Annotated in this window: 15 protein-coding genes; 13 read left to right on the top strand and 2 right to left on the bottom strand. The window is 37.0% G+C overall.

Annotation, left to right across the window (positions count from 1 at the left end; genetic code table 11):
* Nucleotides 1-361: 361 nt before the first annotated feature.
* Nucleotides 362-850 carry a prolyl-tRNA synthetase associated domain-containing protein gene (locus Gferi_RS03005; protein WP_069974231.1) on the top strand — a complete coding sequence of 163 codons (489 nt, stop codon included), beginning with the start codon at nt 362-364 and terminating at the stop codon, nt 848-850.
* A 17-nt stretch (nt 851-867) separates the two neighbouring features.
* Here Gferi_RS03005 and Gferi_RS03000 read toward each other — a convergent pair whose 3' ends face one another.
* Complete coding sequence (locus Gferi_RS03000; protein WP_069974230.1) at nt 868-1,341, bottom strand: DUF441 domain-containing protein; 474 nt, start codon at nt 1,339-1,341, stop codon at nt 868-870.
* Nucleotides 1,342-1,633: 292 nt separating this feature from the next.
* Between Gferi_RS03000 and Gferi_RS02995 the strand changes: the two genes are divergently transcribed.
* Together Gferi_RS02995 and Gferi_RS02990 are read left to right on the top strand one after the other, a co-directional pair.
* Entirely contained in the window at nt 1,634-2,992 is a 1,359-nt protein-coding gene (locus Gferi_RS02995; RefSeq protein WP_069974229.1) for an MATE family efflux transporter, read from the top strand.
* A gap of 193 nt (nt 2,993-3,185) precedes the next feature.
* Nucleotides 3,186-3,770: an accessory gene regulator ArgB-like protein gene (locus tag Gferi_RS02990; protein ID WP_069974228.1), complete on the top strand. Its 585-nt coding sequence runs from the start codon at nt 3,186-3,188 to the stop codon at nt 3,768-3,770.
* 79 nt (nt 3,771-3,849) lie between these two features.
* Here the strand turns inward: Gferi_RS02990 and Gferi_RS02985 are convergent, their stop codons facing one another.
* Nucleotides 3,850-4,284, bottom strand: a complete 435-nt coding sequence (locus Gferi_RS02985) for a hypothetical protein (protein WP_069974227.1) — start codon at nt 4,282-4,284, stop codon at nt 3,850-3,852.
* Between the two features lie 656 nt (nt 4,285-4,940).
* Between Gferi_RS02985 and Gferi_RS02980 the strand changes: the two genes are divergently transcribed.
* The 10 genes from Gferi_RS02980 (at nt 4,941) to Gferi_RS02935 (ending at nt 17,219) form a co-directional block, all read left to right on the top strand.
* The gene (locus tag Gferi_RS02980; protein WP_069974226.1) at nt 4,941-6,551 is read left to right on the top strand and encodes a BCCT family transporter; all 1,611 of its coding nucleotides are present in this window, start codon (nt 4,941-4,943) and stop codon (nt 6,549-6,551) included.
* A 343-nt stretch (nt 6,552-6,894) separates the two neighbouring features.
* A complete protein-coding gene (locus Gferi_RS02975; protein ID WP_069974225.1) occupies nt 6,895-7,350 on the top strand; it encodes a (2Fe-2S)-binding protein in 456 nt (151 codons plus the stop codon).
* A gap of 23 nt (nt 7,351-7,373) precedes the next feature.
* Nucleotides 7,374-8,255: an FAD binding domain-containing protein gene (locus Gferi_RS02970; RefSeq protein ID WP_069974224.1), complete on the top strand. Its 882-nt coding sequence runs from the start codon at nt 7,374-7,376 to the stop codon at nt 8,253-8,255.
* A 1-nt stretch (nt 8,256) separates the two neighbouring features.
* Nucleotides 8,257-10,524, top strand: a complete 2,268-nt coding sequence (locus Gferi_RS02965) for a xanthine dehydrogenase family protein molybdopterin-binding subunit (RefSeq protein ID WP_069974223.1) — start codon at nt 8,257-8,259, stop codon at nt 10,522-10,524.
* A gap of 25 nt (nt 10,525-10,549) precedes the next feature.
* On the top strand, nt 10,550-12,073 hold the full coding sequence (locus Gferi_RS02960) for an HAL/PAL/TAL family ammonia-lyase (protein WP_069974222.1): 1,524 nt from the start codon (nt 10,550-10,552) through the stop codon (nt 12,071-12,073).
* A 68-nt stretch (nt 12,074-12,141) separates the two neighbouring features.
* On the top strand, nt 12,142-14,103 hold the full coding sequence (locus Gferi_RS02955; RefSeq protein ID WP_069974221.1) for a glycine betaine ABC transporter substrate-binding protein: 1,962 nt from the start codon (nt 12,142-12,144) through the stop codon (nt 14,101-14,103).
* Nucleotides 14,104-14,286: 183 nt separating this feature from the next.
* Nucleotides 14,287-14,685: a ribosomal maturation YjgA family protein gene (locus Gferi_RS02950; protein WP_069981276.1), complete on the top strand. Its 399-nt coding sequence runs from the start codon at nt 14,287-14,289 to the stop codon at nt 14,683-14,685.
* 122 nt (nt 14,686-14,807) lie between these two features.
* Complete coding sequence (locus Gferi_RS02945) at nt 14,808-15,371, top strand: rubrerythrin family protein (protein WP_069974220.1); 564 nt, start codon at nt 14,808-14,810, stop codon at nt 15,369-15,371.
* 369 nt (nt 15,372-15,740) lie between these two features.
* Nucleotides 15,741-16,253 (top strand): ferritin-like domain-containing protein, encoded by a 513-nt coding sequence (locus tag Gferi_RS02940; RefSeq protein ID WP_069974219.1) that lies wholly within the window; start codon nt 15,741-15,743, stop codon nt 16,251-16,253.
* Nucleotides 16,254-16,583: 330 nt separating this feature from the next.
* Nucleotides 16,584-17,219, top strand: coding sequence for a GntR family transcriptional regulator (locus Gferi_RS02935; protein WP_169832958.1), 636 nt, complete (start codon nt 16,584-16,586; stop codon nt 17,217-17,219).
* The last annotated feature ends 345 nt before the right edge of the window (nt 17,220-17,564 follow it).

Raw genomic sequence — 17,564 nt, 5'->3', positions numbered from 1 at the left:
TGAAATATATGATTGAAAATAGAAAAAGGCAATCTAAAAGATGATAAGATTTCAATCTTTAAGATTACCTTCTTGGCACTCTTGGAAATATTCTTTTTACAGTAGAAATAAGGAAATTCCATGACCTAAATAATAATGACAGATGAAGACCTTCATGACCTTCGGTTCAACTTTATTATAATAAAGTTTTGTGGAAAAATCAACCATAGTATAGAGATTTAATAAAAAATTCACAATATCTGCAAAACTTCATTCAACTAAAAGAAAGGAATGGGAATAAAGCAAAAAATGAAGGAGAACAATAGAACGAAATAGAAAAGAAAAAATATGCATCGGGAAAATATGAAAGGGAGGAAAAAGGATGGAGAAAGAGAAAAAGGTATACGAAGTATTAGAGGCTTTGAAAATATCCTATCTAAAGTATGAGCATATTCCGATCTATACGATCGAGGAGGCGAATCAACTAAATCTAGATATGCAGGGCCAACACTGCAAAAACCTTTTTGTTCGAGACAAAAAGGGAGAAAAGCATTATTTGGTGATTATAGAAGAGTCGAAAAAAGTAGATTTAAAAAGTTTGTCCAAGCAGATCGAAAGTACAAATCTCAGTTTTGCATCAGAGGAGCGCTTACTACGCTATTTAGGACTTACTCCTGGTGCTGTAAGTCCCTTTGGATTGGTAAATGACATGGAAAAACACGTTGAGGTTTTGCTAGATAGCGATTTGACAGATTTAAAGCATATAAGCTTTCACCCCAATGTGAATACCGCAACAATTACACTTCGCTTTGAGGATTTTAAAAAGTTTTTGAACTGGTGTGGAAATGAGCTTCGCCTCATACAGGTATAGAAATATAAAAATATCATTTATACGCCCCTCCACATTTTCTGAATGTATGAAATGATATTATAAATAAAGACGGCAACCCCGGATGCGACTAAAGGGCCGACAGGAACACCTTTAAATAGTATAATGCCTAGTATCGTTCCAATAAGGATAGGCACGGCTATAGATGGATCTTCTGTTAGAAGTCCGTAACCTCTGCCAGTCAGCAGTATGATGATTGCACCACCTAAAACCGCAGAGAAGCCTAAAGGTGTTTTGAAGGATTGATAAATTTCAAGCAGTGTATATTTATCCGCTGCGATGGGTGCTAAAATACCTATCGTTACAATAATAATACCTACTTTCAGGCCATATGCCTCCAACTTCGGAAGTAATATATTCATATTTAAAAGTTTGAGCAGAATTAAGGCAGCTCCGGAGATTGCCAGTGAGTCATTCTTCATAAATAGTCCCATAACTAAAATGATGAGCAGCATCCAATAACTTTGTTCCATAAGGATAACCCCCAAACAATAGTAAATTGTAATTACTTACAGAAAGAAAATCATAACCTCTAAGAAAAATAAAGAGAGGTATATTCAGTATATTCATTGCAGCACGGGGTGTGAAAGAAGCAGCATAATAAAATCTGCAGCTTATGTTTTAAATGGAATAGATATCAAAAGAGGCTAGAAATTAAATGTATTTTATTGCTTTCTGTATAGCTTCTCAATTATAATAGTGAGGTTAGGGCTGCGAAATACAGATGATTGAATGTAATTTATTGGGAATAGGTGGATGAAGCGCATGCAAATAGATTTATATGATCGACATTTTTATAAAACAATGCTGGGAATTGCACTGCCAATTACACTGCAAAACTTAATATCGTCGGCTTTGAATATGGTAGACACAGTAATGATCGGTAAACTTGGAGAGACACAGATTGCAGCGGTAGGATTGGCAAATCAAGTTTTCTTTTTATTTATTCTCCTAATGTTTGGGGTCAATAGCGGGTGTGCCATATTTACAGCTCAATTTTGGGGTAAACAGGACATTCGAAATGTTCGGAGAGTGATGGGGATTGCATTAGTATCAGGAATATCAATAAGTTTCCTCTTTGGAATAGGCGCCTATTTTATTCCGGAAAAGCTGCTGAGGATTTTCACAACAGATGCAGTAGTGGTAGATATGGGAAGCCAATATCTAAGAATCGTATCTTTTAGCTACCTTATTACTGCAATAACCTTCGTTTATGCCTTTGCATCCAGGAGTATTGGTCAAGCGAAATTACCGATGATGGTCAGTGCAGTCTCACTACTGGCCAATACAGGGTTGAATTATTTACTGATTTTTGGAAACTTTTATTTTCCTAAAATGGGAATCCAAGGAGCAGCTTTAGCCACATTGATTGCAAGAAGCATTGAATTGATCCTGCTGGTAGGAATCATTTACGGGAATAAAGATGTGTTGGCTGGAACCCTTAAGGAGATGTTGGCCTTTGATAATAAATTCTTTAAAAAAGTTTATAACACAACAATTCCTGTAATTTTAAATGAAGGACTTTGGTCGCTAGGCATGATTATGTATACCGCTGCCTATGCCAGAATCAGTACAGAAGCGATTGCTTCCATACAAATTGCCAATACGATTCAAAGCATGTTTATGGTAATTTCTATGGGGCTAGGGAATTCTTGTGCAGTTATGTTGGGGAATGTGATCGGAGCAGAACGGCAAGAGAAGGCGGTTATTTATGGAAACACCTTCTGTTTACTAGGAATCATAACTGGTGTGGTATTGGGATTAAAATTGGTGCTGCTGTCTCCTGTGATTTTGAGTTTCTTCAATGTTTCTCCAGTGGTTTACAATAATGCGGCTAAGATTCTGTTGATTATGGGAATATTTATGTGTTTTAGATTCTTTAATACGGTATTGATTATTGGCATTCTTAGAAGTGGGGGAGATACAAAATTTTCCTTGTTTCTTGAAATGGGAAGTGTATGGATTTTAGGGGTACCGTTAGCTTTTTTGGGAGCCTTGGTATTAAAGCTTCCTGTATATTGGGTATATGCTTTGATTTCTTTGGAAGAGCTAGTAAAAGCATGTATTGGGGTACCAAGAGTGATCTCGAAAAAATGGGTAAGAAATGTAGTAAGGAACATGTAAAAATTGAACAATGATGCACCGTCTAGGCCTTTAGTATGAAATTATAGATTTTTCTGAAAAAAAGCATAGAAAACATGAAAAACCAACAAATTTCTACAAAAAACGCGATTGCTTTATGATAATATTTTCATAAGCAGCGTGTGTTTATTAAAGAAAGAGAGTTCTCGATTAAACTGGGCGGGTGAACACAAAAATGGAGAGATTAGCTCAAAAAATTACTAACTTTATACAAGTCAATAATTCTAATTTAAGTGATTTAGAAATTAAGAAAATAAAGTTTGGATTAGAGTGCTTTTTGGGAGAGATTACAAAATTTTTTATTTATCTAATCATATTTTATGCTTTATCCCTAACAAAACCTTTCTTAGTTGCTACTTTGTTTTTCTGCGTTCCGAGAATGCCAGCAGGTGGATTTCATGAGGATACATATTGGCGATGCTTCTTTACAAGTTTAATAATTCTTGCTGCTATTGTAATCGTTGGAAGCAAGGTTTTGCTATATGCGCATATTCGTCTTATTATTATTCTGATTACACTTCTGTTGATTTGGATCTATGCCCCTGTAGACCACCCGAACAAGCCAATTATTAGTATAGAAAGAAGAAAAAGATTAAAATATGCTTCTTTACTGATTACATTATTGTTTACGGGAATAAGCTTTATGATTCCGGAAAGATATGCTGCTGTTGCAACCTTTGCACTGTTTTGTGCAGCTTTGGCACTTCCAGTAGGTGAATTTTCAAAAAGGAGATTTGCAAATAAAGTGGTTAATCAGTGAAATAATTATACAAAGACAATAAAAATCATCCTTATCCAGTGAACATGCTGAAGCGGGATGATTTTTATTATAAATTGATTCAGGATTTGACTTTGATATTTTTTGTAGCTATTCTTATCATCGCATCTAGTCCAATAACACTAGTGAATATAGAGATTCCGATACCGTATAAACCCAAGAGAAATATAATTGCAAAAGGCTTGTCTTTCATTAGGAGATACAGTGCTTCGCCTATGCTTATAAGGATTATGGCAGCTAATATGGTTTTCATGCCAAAAAATTTTTCTGCTGCATTATAAATAAAAATCAGCACAACAACAAATAAAAAATCAGTATTTAATAATATCTTAATGGCAGGGAGAAGGGTTATGAAGCTATTGGAGAAACCTAGAAGATATTTTATATAAACTACAATTGCCAGGATGTTTAATATGAGGAAGGTAAAGAGACTTGTCAGACCTATACTTTTAGTAAAATGATTATCATTTCCCAACAACTGAATTGTTTTTTTCATTCTTCAGTAACCTCCTCAAAATAAAATATTTCTTCAATTTTTTTACCAAAAACATCGCTTGTCCTTCCCTTTTATCATGAAATATATCTGTGTTAATATATATTATACGAATCCAGAATTCATGACATCCTGTTAAAAATAATTTCATTGTTTATTAGTATCTACATCAAATTTTGAATGTGTTAGGAGAGGGCCCTAGGTCTAGGACTATAGCTCTTTCCTTAATATTATAAAAAACTTGGTGTATTTTTTATTTGGATGATTTATATATGTACTTTCTAATCGATTTTAAAGTAGATTACTAGGTGTGCGTGTATGACGACTGTCATCTTGTAATGCTTTCCTATCTATTTGTTTGTTATTTTTTTTATTGCAAGGTCGAATTACTAAGGTTTACTTAAAAATATTTTTAAAATTGAGATTCTTATAATTTATTAGACTTTTTATTGACGTTTCGTTGTTAAAATAAAAACATGATTAAGGTACTGATTGGAGTATGGGCTAGGAATACGTTATCATTAATTATTATTTATCCAGTTCTCATGATATCTCTGAACAGATCCTTGACACAACATCAATAAGGGGGTAGAACAAATGTAAGATTAGAAAAAGATAATTTAAGGATACTTATGATTATAATAGGGGGTATAGAGAATATGAAGAAGGAAACCATGAATGTTATTAGAAAAGTTATTTTTATCCCAATGAGTATCATATTTATAGGAATAATATTAATGGGAATCATTAGCCCAACAACTTTTTACAATATTGAAAATGCTATATCTAATTTTCAATATAATTGGTTTGGTTGGCTTTATTCACTTATGGCACTTGCAAATCTTGCAATATTAGCATGGCTTTTTGTGTCTAAGTATGGAAGTATTAAACTGGGTGGAGAGAAGGCTAAACCTATACTCAGTAGATGGAATTGGTTTGCTATATCCCTTTGTGGTGGTATCGGAACGGGTATAGTTTTCTGGGGAATCGCTGAACCGATTTTTCATTTAAATAATCCCATACCCGGCTTAAATCAAGCAGCAGGAAGTCCGGAGGCAGCACTATCAGCATTATCGGTCAGTATGATTCACTGGGGAATCCCATCCTATGCACATTATTGTATATTCGGTGTAGCTGTAGGGTTTGCTATATACAATATGAAGCTGCCATTTAGAATTTCATCTGTATTGTATCCAATTTTTGGAAAGAGAAGTTTTGAATCGATTGGAGATATGGTGGATAATGTTTGTCTATTTGCTATAGCTGTTTCTGTATCTGCTATACTAGCAGTTGCATCATTACAATTTGGAGCTGGGTTTAAAGCAGTATTCGGTCTTGAACCGAACAATCTCATCAGAGGATTAATACTTTTTGTAATCGTAACCACATTTATTATATCAAGTTATACAGGCTTACAAAAAGGTATCCGAAGATTATCTGATTTGAATGCAAAAGTGTTTATAGGATTGTTAGCATTTATATTTGTATTTGGTGCTACTAGATTTTCACTATTTTTCACTGTCGAAGCATTTGGTGAATCTTTAAGCACATTCTTTACAAGAATGACTTACCTTGGCGCCATCGCAGATGATAAATGGCCAATGTGGTGGACTGTAATATATTGGATATGGATGATCGTTTATGGACCGATGGTGGGATTATTCCTAGGTAGAATAGCTAAAGGAAGAACGATTAGAGAATTTATTTTCATGAACTTAATTGTGCCAGCATCATTTGCAGTCATTTGGTTTGGTATATTTGGATCAAATGCAATACATTTAGAATTAAATCAAGGTGGACAGATTTGGAACGTAATACAAAACCAAGGACTTGAAGCATCTGTATTTACTTTCTTAAAAAACTTCCCGCTTCCATTAATTACTAGTATAGCATTCATGATAACATTATTCTTATCAGTAGTTACGCTATGTGACTCTATGACTTCAACAGTTGCATCCTTATCAATAAATATTCGTGATAATGCAGAAGTTGAACCACCAAATAGCATTAAGATATTCTGGGGATTGGTCATGTCTTCAGTTGCATTTTTAAGTATAATAGCTACTACACAATCTACTGAAGGCGCTATTTCAGTTATACAATCTACAAAATTATTACCTATGACAGCAGCATTGCCTGTATTATTTATATATGTTGCATTAGGGGTATCTATGGTTAAGATGTTTGTAATGATAGAAAATTATGATGTAGTTCATTATCCGGAAACAGCTAAGATTGACGCTGAATTAATTACAGAACTTAATGATTAATTATGTAAATAGGTAAATAAGATAAACGCTTATTTACCTATTTATAAATTCAATTTTCGTGCAATAGGCATTCGTTAGAAATATAGAAGTTCAATGTTAATTGCCGAGGTGGGTATTCCTCTTGAATGTCTACCTCTTCTTCTTTTAGTTACTTTTTAATTGATATGAAAAGGCAAGAAAAATTTGTATATGATAAACCTAGTATGCGTCACATACTTCCGGCAACATTTTTCTATCTTTTTTTCCTCAATTGTTTTCTTGACTTTTTATTGACGCTATAGCTATAAGATAAATATAGAGCTAGGATGGGATATAGCTAACCTGTACATAAGGAGGAGTAAGTATGGCTTTAGAGTTAAATATTAATGGGGTTGATTATAGGCTGGAAGTAAACCCAAGACTTAGGTTAATAGATGTATTGAGGGATCATCTGGGTCTAACAGGAACGAAAGAGGGCTGTGGTGAGGGTGAATGCGGTGCCTGTACCATTATCATGGATGATGTAGCTATCAATTCATGTCTTATATTGGCATACCAGGCAAGGGGCAAAAGAATATTAACGGTGGAATCTTTAGCTCAAGATGGAGAATTAGACAGACTGCAAAAAGCTTTTATAGATAATGGAGCTGTACAGTGCGGATATTGTACACCGGGGATGTTAATGTCCTGTAAAGCGCTGCTTATGAGAAATTCCAACCCAAGTGAGGAAGAGATCCGTATTGCTATTGAAGGAAACTTGTGCAGATGTACGGGCTATACAAAAATTGTAAGAGCTGTAAAGGATGTAGTGAAAAAGTAATGATGAAGGGGGCATGCTGCCATATGGAGGAAATGTTATTGAAAACCCCTTGCAGTGTAGCAGAACTTGTTACTGCGCTAAAGGGTGCAGACACAAATACCTACTTAATCAGTGGGGGAACAGATTTGATCATTAAACTTAGAAAAAATAGGATTTATTCCGGTACAATGATTGATATGAAAGGAATTAGATCCTTGGAATATATTCGAGAGGAAGCTGGGTTTGTTAAGCTGGGGGCCAATACTACCTTCATCCACATCATCAATAGTCCTGTTCTGCAGCAGTATGCTGCATGTCTGGTAGAAGCTGCAGGTCAAATCGGATCTACACAGATTCGCAATGTAGCCACTGTAGGAGGGAATATAGGCAATGCCTTTGCTGGAGCAGACTGCATACCTGCATTGATGGCCATGGATGCGAAGGTAGAAGTGATTTGTTCAAAGGGAGAAAGCTATATAAAAGATATAGCAGATATTGTGATCGGATCAGGGAAGAATAGCCTGAAAAAAGACGAGGCAATTATTGAAATTGCATTTCCAATACAAGGAAACCGATGCCGAACTGCTTTCGGAAAAATTGGCAGCAGATCAAGAGTAACAATCGCCAAAATAAATATGGCTGCATTTATTAAGCTAGATGAGACAGAAGAGAGAATTGAGGAAGCGAGAATCTTTTTAGGAGCCTTAGGACCTAAGGCTTTCCGATCAAGGATAGTAGAAGAAGCTCTGGTGGGGAGAACTGTCTCACTGGAGCTGATCCATTCCTTTGCAGAAGCTTTGACAGCGCAAGTAGATTCTGCTATTGCAGGAAGAAGTTCACAGGAATACAAAAGAGAAGCAATACGAGGCTTAGCCGATGAAGTATTTTATAAATTATTCGGCGACCTGCTCCAGGAGGTGAAGTAAGATGAAAGATAACTTAAAGTATGTGGGAAAAGATATCTCCATGCATGATATCAGCGAAAAGGTTACTGGGAAGATGAAATATGCGGGAGATATGCAGCTTCCAGGTATGCTTTATGCAAAGCTTGTATTAAGTGATGTCGCTCATGGCCGGATAATAAAAATAGATACTTCAAAGGCAGAGGCTTTAGCGGGTGTTGTAAAGGTCTTTACCTATAAGAATTCACCGAACACCCTATATAATTCACACAAGTGGTATGTAGGATTAGAGGTACTAGAGGATGAGAAACTGTTTACAGATCATGTGAGATTTATTGGAGACCGTGTAGCTGCAGTCGTTGCAAAAGACAGATATACCGCTGAGCGGGCTGCAGAGCTGATTGAAATCGAGTATGAAGATTTACCTGTTATTACAAACCCGGAAGAAGCAATTAAAGACAAAGGATATACCATCTCAAGAAAGGAAATAGAGTGTGGAATCCCAGAGGAAATAATAAATCGTGCAGAATTGGTATTTGAAGATAGAGTTGAAACACCTAAAGTCCATCATGCAGCAATGGAAACCCATGTTTGTGTTGCTGCACCAGCTACAGGAGGAGAAATTACAATTTGGACACCTTGCCAGGTTGTTTTTCAAGTGCGTTTGATTACAGCTGAGGTATTAGATATGCCTTTGAACAAGGTTCGTGTAATCAAAACCACCATGGGAGGATCCTTCGGAGGAAAGGGGCAGCCAGTACTTGAGCCTGTTTGTGCATTCTTAGCAAAAGCTGTCGATGCACCTGTGAAACTCTCTTTAGACCGTACAGAAAGTATTCTTGCTACTAGAACCAGGACGGCTACAATCGGTACAATTAAAACTGCAGTAGATCAGGAAGGGAATATTTTAGCAAGGGATATTCATATGCTTGTGGATACGGGGGCTTATTTCACCAATGGAGATGCAGTTTCTATGGCTATGGGAAAGAAGGCTTTTCGCTTATATAGGATCAAAGATCAGAAATATGTAGCTGACGTAGTGTACACCAATACGCCAATCGGCGGCGCATGTCGCGGTTATGGTTCTCCGCAAATTCATGCTTTATCAGAAATTCATATGGATAATATTGCACGGGCATTAAGTATGGATCCTACCGAATTGAGGTTAAAAAATCTAGTACACCCTTATGATGCAGATCCAACCGGAGGACCGGCTCTCGGGAATGCGCGGGCCATTGACTGCGTGACAAAAGGTAGAGAAGCATTTCGCTGGAAGGAAAGATGGCAGCGTCCAAAAGATACAGGGCGATATGTCCGGGGAATAGGAATGGCCTGTGCAACCCATGGAAATGGTTATCATGGAGGATATCAAGATTTCATTACCATGTCGTTAAGAATGACAGAAGATGGAGGGGCCTACCTCAACGCAGGCATCCATGATCTGGGCTGTGGTACAGTTACAACGATGAAACAGATCGTTGCAGAAGTATTAGATATAGATGTAGATAGGATTTTAGCACCAGAAGCGGACACCTTAGTCAGTCCTTTTGATATCGCAGGGACACAGGCCAGCAGAGTGACCTTCGTCTGCGGCGGATGCGCTATGAAGGTATCAGAGATGGTTAAAGGGAAATTTATTCACTATGCATCAAAAATATGGGCATGCAAACCGGAAGACATAAAGATGGAAAACGGAACCGTTTATAAGGACAGGGAAAAGGATCAGAAAATAACTTATGGGGAAATGATTATTCAGATACAGAAAAAATTCCAGGATGATATCAGTGAGACCTATACCTATACCTCTCCTGCGAACCCCGCAGTATATGCAGCAAATTTTGCAGAGGTAGAAATAGATACCTATACGGGGCTGGTAAGCGTCACAGATGTGCTGGCGGTTCATGATATAGGCAAAGCGATTAATCCGGGATTTGTTGAAGGGCAGATCCAAGGAGCTATTCAAATGGGAATTGGATTAGCTTTAACTGAAGAGATCAAAGCAGATCATAAGGGAAATATATCTGGAGATAGTTTTAGCAAATATCATGTGATCAATGCACCGGATATGCCGGATGTAAAGGTGCTTTTAATAGAGGAAGGGGACGAACATGGTCCATTTGGGGCTAAAAGTGTAGGGGAGATCAGTACCTGTGCCATCGCTCCGGCTATTGTAAATGCTATTAATAGTGCTTTAGATATCAATGTAACATCATTGCCTGTAACACCAGAAAAAATCCTAAAGGCATTAAAGAGCAAACAAAAGAGACAGCAGTCAGAAACCATTTTGGTTTAGTAGATAAAGGGAAAGAGGTGCGAATATGACAGAAGAAAAGGTAACTCTTAAAGGAAGCGGGTTAACCATAGAGCAAGTGGCGAAGGTAGCTCGGGAAAAGGCAGAGGTTGAAATCACATCAGAAGCAATGGATCGGATTGTAGCAGGCAGAAATCTAGTCTTTGAGATGGCAGAAAGTGATGTGCCTGTTTATGGTTTTACTAGGGGAGTAGGACTCAACAAGGACCGGCAGGTTGTGGCCAGATATTATCAAGACTATAATAGAAATTTGATTTTATCTCACTGCGTAGCTGTAAAACCTGAGGCCAGTGAAGAAAACGTAAGAGCGATTCTTCTAGCCAGACTAAATACATTATTGGTAGGATGTACAGGGATTCAACCAGCTATTGTTACCATGTATAAGGATTTTCTAAATCACGAGATTCACCCAGTGATTCCAGAGAGAGGTTCTATCGGCGAAGCAGATATTACTTGTCTCTCCCATATCGGCTTGGCAATGATCGGGGAAGGGGAAGTTTTCTATAAGGGAGAAAGAATGCTTGCTGCTGAAGCGTTAAGACGTGCCGGACTGGAGCCCATTGTGTTAGGTCCCAAGGATGGATTGGCAATCGTCAGCTCCAATGCCCTTGCTGCAGGAGAAGGAGCCTTATTATTAAAGGATATTGCAGATCTGATCGATACTGCAGATATTTTGTATGCACTATCTCTAGAGGGCTTTAAGGGAAATGTAAGCCCCCTCAATGAAGCAGCCTATAAAGTGAGACCTTTACCAGGTCAGGCATATTCCGCAAAAAAAGTGAGAGAGTACCTTAAAGGAAGCTACCTATGGCTGCCGGGTGTGAATGATACCCTGCAAGATCCCCTTAGTTTTAGGGGTTCCTGTCATGTTCATGGGTCTGTAAGGGATGCTTTAGAATTTGTATTACGATTTATGGATTACCAACTAAATACTTCCGATGACAATCCTTGCGTATTGGTTGATGAAAAGGTGATGTTTCCATGTTCTAATTATGAAGTAACCTCCTTGGCCATTGGATTTGAAATGCTTGGCTTAGCTTTGAGCCATCTTTCAAGGAATGCCTGCTTTAGAACCATTAAACTCAGTAGCCCTAAGTTTACGGGACTTTCTAGATTCCTAACCCCAGCAGATACAAGTGTTATAGCCTATGGTACGATTCAAAAAACATTTACATCCTTAGATGCAGAGGTAAGGCACCTGTCTAACCCAGTAACTGTAGACTACTATTCTCTAGCAGGAGAAATTGAAGATCACGCCAGCAATATGCCAATAGTGGTGCAAAAAACAGCTAAAATCGTAGATAATATCTGTTATATTTTGGGTATGGAAGCCATGCATGCTGCTCAAGCCATTGACTTGCGTAAGGCAACCCGATTAGGAAAGGGGACAAAAGCAGCCTACGATGTAGTTCGTGAAGAAATTCCTTTTTTAGAAAAAGATAGGAACTTGACGGTAGACATTCAAAAAGCATATGAAATCATCAAATCCGGTAAGCTGTTAGACGCAGTAAAGAAAGCTATGACTGAATAAAAGATAAAAAAGTTCGCTGCTGGTAAAGTTGCGAACTTTTTGAATACAAAGGAGAAGGGGGATATAATTTGAGGAAGAAAGTGATAAGAGTTCTGGAGAGCTGCATGGCGATTATTTTAATCAACAGTATATATTTCTACCAGCTGCCACAGAAAATCGGATTGGGAAATGGTACATCTTTCATCTTGGTTCAAGCCTTGTTATGCTCTATAGTATATTTTGCTCTTTGGAGAGAAACGGATTCTCATCATATGGAGACTATAGCAGACAAGCTGCTCCAGTTTGATTATTCGTCTGTAATAGAATGTAGTAAAAAAATGACAAGGGTAGATCACTCACTTAATCAGCTAATGAAAATACTCAGAAAACTCATAGCTGATATTTATGGTGTAGCAAGAACAGTAGAATCTAACGGTATTGCACTGAATCAAGATGTTCAAGCAATAGAGGATTCCTCAAGGGATATTGTCAAAGCAGTAGATGAAGTAGCTCAAGGAAATAGCCATGTGGCAAATTTGGTTGAAGAAATCAATATAAATACAACAGAAACCGGTCATTTTATTCATGATATCAATCAGGATGTAAATGAGATAAAACACAAAACGGATAATACGATTGTATTGATACAAAACGGGAAAGCTGCCATGGATTTTCAAAGGCAAACTGTGGAAAACAACGTGAAAAATTTTCAAACGATCTCAGTGGTGGTACATAATTTAGAAATGGCAGCCGGTGAAATCAACTCCATCGTCAATACCATATCGGGTATCTCGGAGCAAACGAATTTATTAGCATTAAATGCAGCGATTGAAGCAGCTAGAGCCGGGGAAGCCGGTAAGGGCTTTGCTGTTGTAGCTGAGGAAATTAGAAAGCTGGCTAATAATACGGGAGATTCCACGAATCAGGTGAAATCTCTTATTGATCGGGTAAAACAGAGTGTTGAGAGGATTGTGGATGAAGTTTCAATGGCTAACAATGCAGTAAGTGAACAGGCTCAGTCGATTAAAGATACTGATGAGGCTTTCAGTACGATTAGCAATGCTGTAGTAACCATCGACTATCAAATAGCTCAGATATTGGAGAAAACAAAGCAGTTATCTATTGCCAGCGAGGGAATTGTTAAAGCTATAGAAAACATCGCAGCTGTCTCAGAGGAAACTGCTGCAGGTGCACAAGAAGTAACAGCGGTGACACAAAATCAGGCAGATACTATCGCAGTGATGAATGAGAGAATTCTGGATTATACAAAAAAAATCGGCGTTATCAGTCAAGAATTAGATCGATTTCGATTTATTAAGATCGCTCAAACTGAATATGATGAGCATATGATCCAGGTGGAAATATTCAAGCAGATTGTGAAAAAGAAGCTAGGGTTAGCCTTAGAAGGGATAAAAGTACCCAGTGCAGATCTTTTTCGCAGTGTAGCAGAGGGAAAAGTGGATGCTACGGTGGCTCCCTGGATGCCTGCTGAAGAAGCATCTTTTAGAAAGCATGCTAAAAATCTGGAAGATATGGGTGCTAATCTTCATGGCTGTAAAAGCGGACTTGTAGTTCCTGATTATGTACCGATTGACCAAATTGAGGATTTAAGAAAAAATGCTGCGCAATTTGACAATACAATTTATTCTATCCAAAGGACTTCTTCAATAGGTGCAGTACTTCCTCAGATTATTGCCGAATATGGGCTAAGCTTTACCATAGATTATGGGGATGAGAAATCAATGTTAGATGCACTTGAAAGAAAGATAAAGGAAAAAGAGTGGGTTGCAATTACGGGATGGCAGCCTCATTGGATGTTTGGGACGCATAAACTCAAATTTTTGAAAGACAGCAAACAAATCTTGCCAAAAGATCAATATTGTATAACTCTTGGCAGAAAGGGATTGAAACAGGAGCATCCAGAGTTTTACAAGGTTCTTCAGGACTTTAAACTAGATATAGATGGAATCAACCATGCTTTAAATGATATCTATCAGGGAATGCAGATAGAAGCCGCTGCAAAAAAATATATTGAAAATTACATGAAGTAATTGGAGAAAAATATACGCACGTTGATGAAGCCCCTGGACCAGGTTGTACAGGGGCTTTTAGCATATAATAAACCCATGGGGTGAGACACAAAATCTAAATTTTAAGTTATAATAATCTTATGAAAAAGAGAAATAGCTATGCTCCAGAGGAATAAAAAAAATGTAAGGAAGGAAATAAAATCAATGGAAGTGAAACGAAATAGATTTATTTACAGTATTTTTGTGTTGGCAGTGATCTTGCTGGGACTAGGATCTAGAATGAATGCTTTTTTCCTGCCGAGATGGGTAAATCTCTATGCAGGAGATGTTTTGTGGGCACTGATGATTTTCCTGATAACGGGCGTTTTATTTAATAAAAAGAGTACATACGAAATTGCAGGGATTGCTATAAGTTATGCATATTTAACTGAAATTAGCCAGCTTTATCAAGCTCCCTGGATCAATACCCTAAGGAAAACTGTCATCGGAGGACTGGTACTAGGTTTTGGCTTCCTATGGAGTGATTTATTAGCATATACCATTGGTGTAGCAATCGGTGTTTTATTGGAAAAGTTTATTTTATTAAAATACAAGAAACTATGACTGCAAAAAAGTTCAAGCTGGGTCCAATAAAACAAATTACTGCCTATCCTCATGGTTATCAAGTGAAAATATTGGATATACTTTAACGGATAATCACTAAATTATAAGGAGGAACTGAAGACATGGCAGTAAAAAATGATATGACAGCTGACTTTTTAAGATCAGCTTATGGTGGAGAGAGTATGGCCCATATGAGATACCTCATTTGGGGAGATGTGGCGGATAAAGAAGGCTTTCCCAATGTGGGAAGACTTTTCAGAGCAATCGCTTATGCAGAATGGGCCCATGCCGATAATCATTTTCGCGAATTAGGAGAAAAGAAAATAGATTTTAGTGTGACAGCAGGTGCGGTATTTGGCTTGGGGAAAACCATACAAAATCTGCAGGGTGGAATCGACGGTGAGCTCCATGAGATAGAGCAAATGTACCCAGTTTATTTGAATGCCGCTCGATTTCAAGAAGAAAAAGGTGCTGAGCGGGCTTTTCACTACGCATTGGAAGCTGAAAAGATTCATGCAAAATTGTTCCAAGAGGCGCAGGAAGCAGTCAGGCAGGGAAATGATATGAAACTGGATGATGTACATGTTTGCCAGATTTGCGGACATACCACAGCAGATGGATTGCCGGACAACTGTCCAATCTGTGGTGCCAAAAGCAACATGTATAAAACTTTTTCTAAAGCATAAAAGCTATATGGATCAGTAATGATATAGATGTGTGCTTCTAAAAGGGAATATAAGCAGGGAATGCCCCCTGTGTCGTTTCGGAAAACGGGCAGACACACAGGTATGCCTCTATGACAAAAATAGATTATATTTTAAAGACACACATCTATACAAGGCTCATTTAATCACCCCTTTAATGGTTATAAAAAGAGGGTGATTTTTATTTTTTAATAGATCGAATAATTTTGTGCTTTATTTATAGGGAAAAAGTTGGTAATATAGAAATACTAGAAATTTATCGAAATTGAAAAATTTTTAGTGATTAGATCATCGGTTGTATGGGTAATTAATAAACGTGTGAAATTGTTGGTGAATAAGGAGGATATTATAATGGGAAAAAAGTCTGTTGAAATTGCAAACTTAGATGTAGAAAAATTAATTCAAATGTTAAATGAAGCTTTAGCAGAGGAATGGCTTGCATATTACCAGTACTGGATTGGCGCAAGACTAATGGAAGGCCCAATGAGAAGTGAAATAGAGCCTGAACTGCTCATTCATGCCAACGAAGAACTGGCACATGCAGAATTGGTAGTTAACAGAATCCTGCAGCTGGGAGGAACACCTATCCTAAATCCAGTGGAATGGAGTAAATTTGCAAGATGTGAATATGAAGAACCGAACGATCCATATGTAGAAGTAATATTGGAGCAGAATCTTAGAGGAGAAAGATGTGCGATTCAGAGATACGAAGAAATCGCTGATTATACAAACGGAAAAGATCATGCTACCTATCAAATGGCTATAACTATTTTAAATGATGAAATAGAACATGAACATGACATAGAGGATTGGATTACGGATATAGAGCGATTAAAGGATCAAATCAGACAAATACGAATCTAAAAATGAATAGGTAATTATATAAAAGCATCTTACTGTCATTATAATAGATAGTTGGATGCTTTTTTTACTCTATAGGTTCATCAATGAAGATAAAAATATTGATACTGTAAAAGATAGATTTTTACAGGGTTTGAAAGAAATTTACTTTGTGAATTTAAAGACAAACATCGAAAAATAAGTTGAAATGAAGAAATCTTTATGCTATGATTTATTGAAGTTATCCCTGTGTAACGTAAGAATAAAATAATGATAAAATCAAAACCTAAATCTTGAGAAAAAAATGTAATGGGGTACAGCGCATTAATCTATTTTGAAATGGAGTCTAATAGAATGAAAAAAGAAAATCTGAAACAAAAAGCATATTGCTTTATTAAATCTAAAATTATAAACTGCGAGTACTTACCTAATACTTTTTTAAATGAAAGTATTTTAATGGAAGAGATTAATACTAGTCGTACACCTATACGAGAAGCACTTAATAAACTTGAACAGGAAAATCTAGTGACGATCATGCCGAAGAAAGGTGTGGTTGTAGGAGAACTGTCAATTAATGAGGTAAACATGATTTTTCAAGTAAGAGACAGCATTGAACCCTATATTATACGGACATGCGGCGCAAATATAGACAAAAATGCACTTAAGCTTATGCGAGATAAAATCTTAAACAATATTGAACAAGAAGAGATAGAAAAATTTTATCAGATTGATGATGCGTTTCACCGTTTTCTTATCTCTAGCAGCGGCAATAAATATTTTCACCAGACTATGGATTGTATCTATAACCAGATTCATCGCATGCGTGTATTATCAGGAAAAAAAATAGATGAAAGATTGAAACAAACTCAAGAAGAGCACCTGACGATTATAGCGTTATTATTAGAAGATAAGGTAGAGGAATCCGCCGAAGCAATGCAGAAGCACCTCCAAAATTCTAAGAATGCAACTTTGATGAGTTTGATGATATAATCATGAAAGCCTATATTTATCGCAGGTCTATTTTTATAATGACAGAACCTACTATCGTTCGTTGAAATGATGGTAGGTTTTTTTATATAATAGGAAAGTTCTACTTTTCTATTATATAAAAAATAGGGGTTGTAGGGGATGAAATCCCCTGCCGTACTAAGGAGGGTACTCAGACTGCGATAGCAGTCGTCGAAGGGAACCTAGGGTTCCCTAGCGAAAGCGTCGTAGACGCTCTTTTTATGGCGGAGTTTGCACGTTTATATTTTTAGGTGTATAGATTTGTTTATTGAATGAAAGTTCGTCTACAAATATAAAATTTTTTTGCAAGTACTAAAATTTTTTCGT

The organism is Geosporobacter ferrireducens (assembly GCF_001750685.1).
Classification (GTDB): Bacteria; Bacillota; Clostridia; order Peptostreptococcales; family Thermotaleaceae; genus Geosporobacter; species Geosporobacter ferrireducens.
The sequence above is the reverse complement of the archived record's forward strand: the minus strand, read 5'-3'. Positions and strand labels throughout refer to the sequence as shown.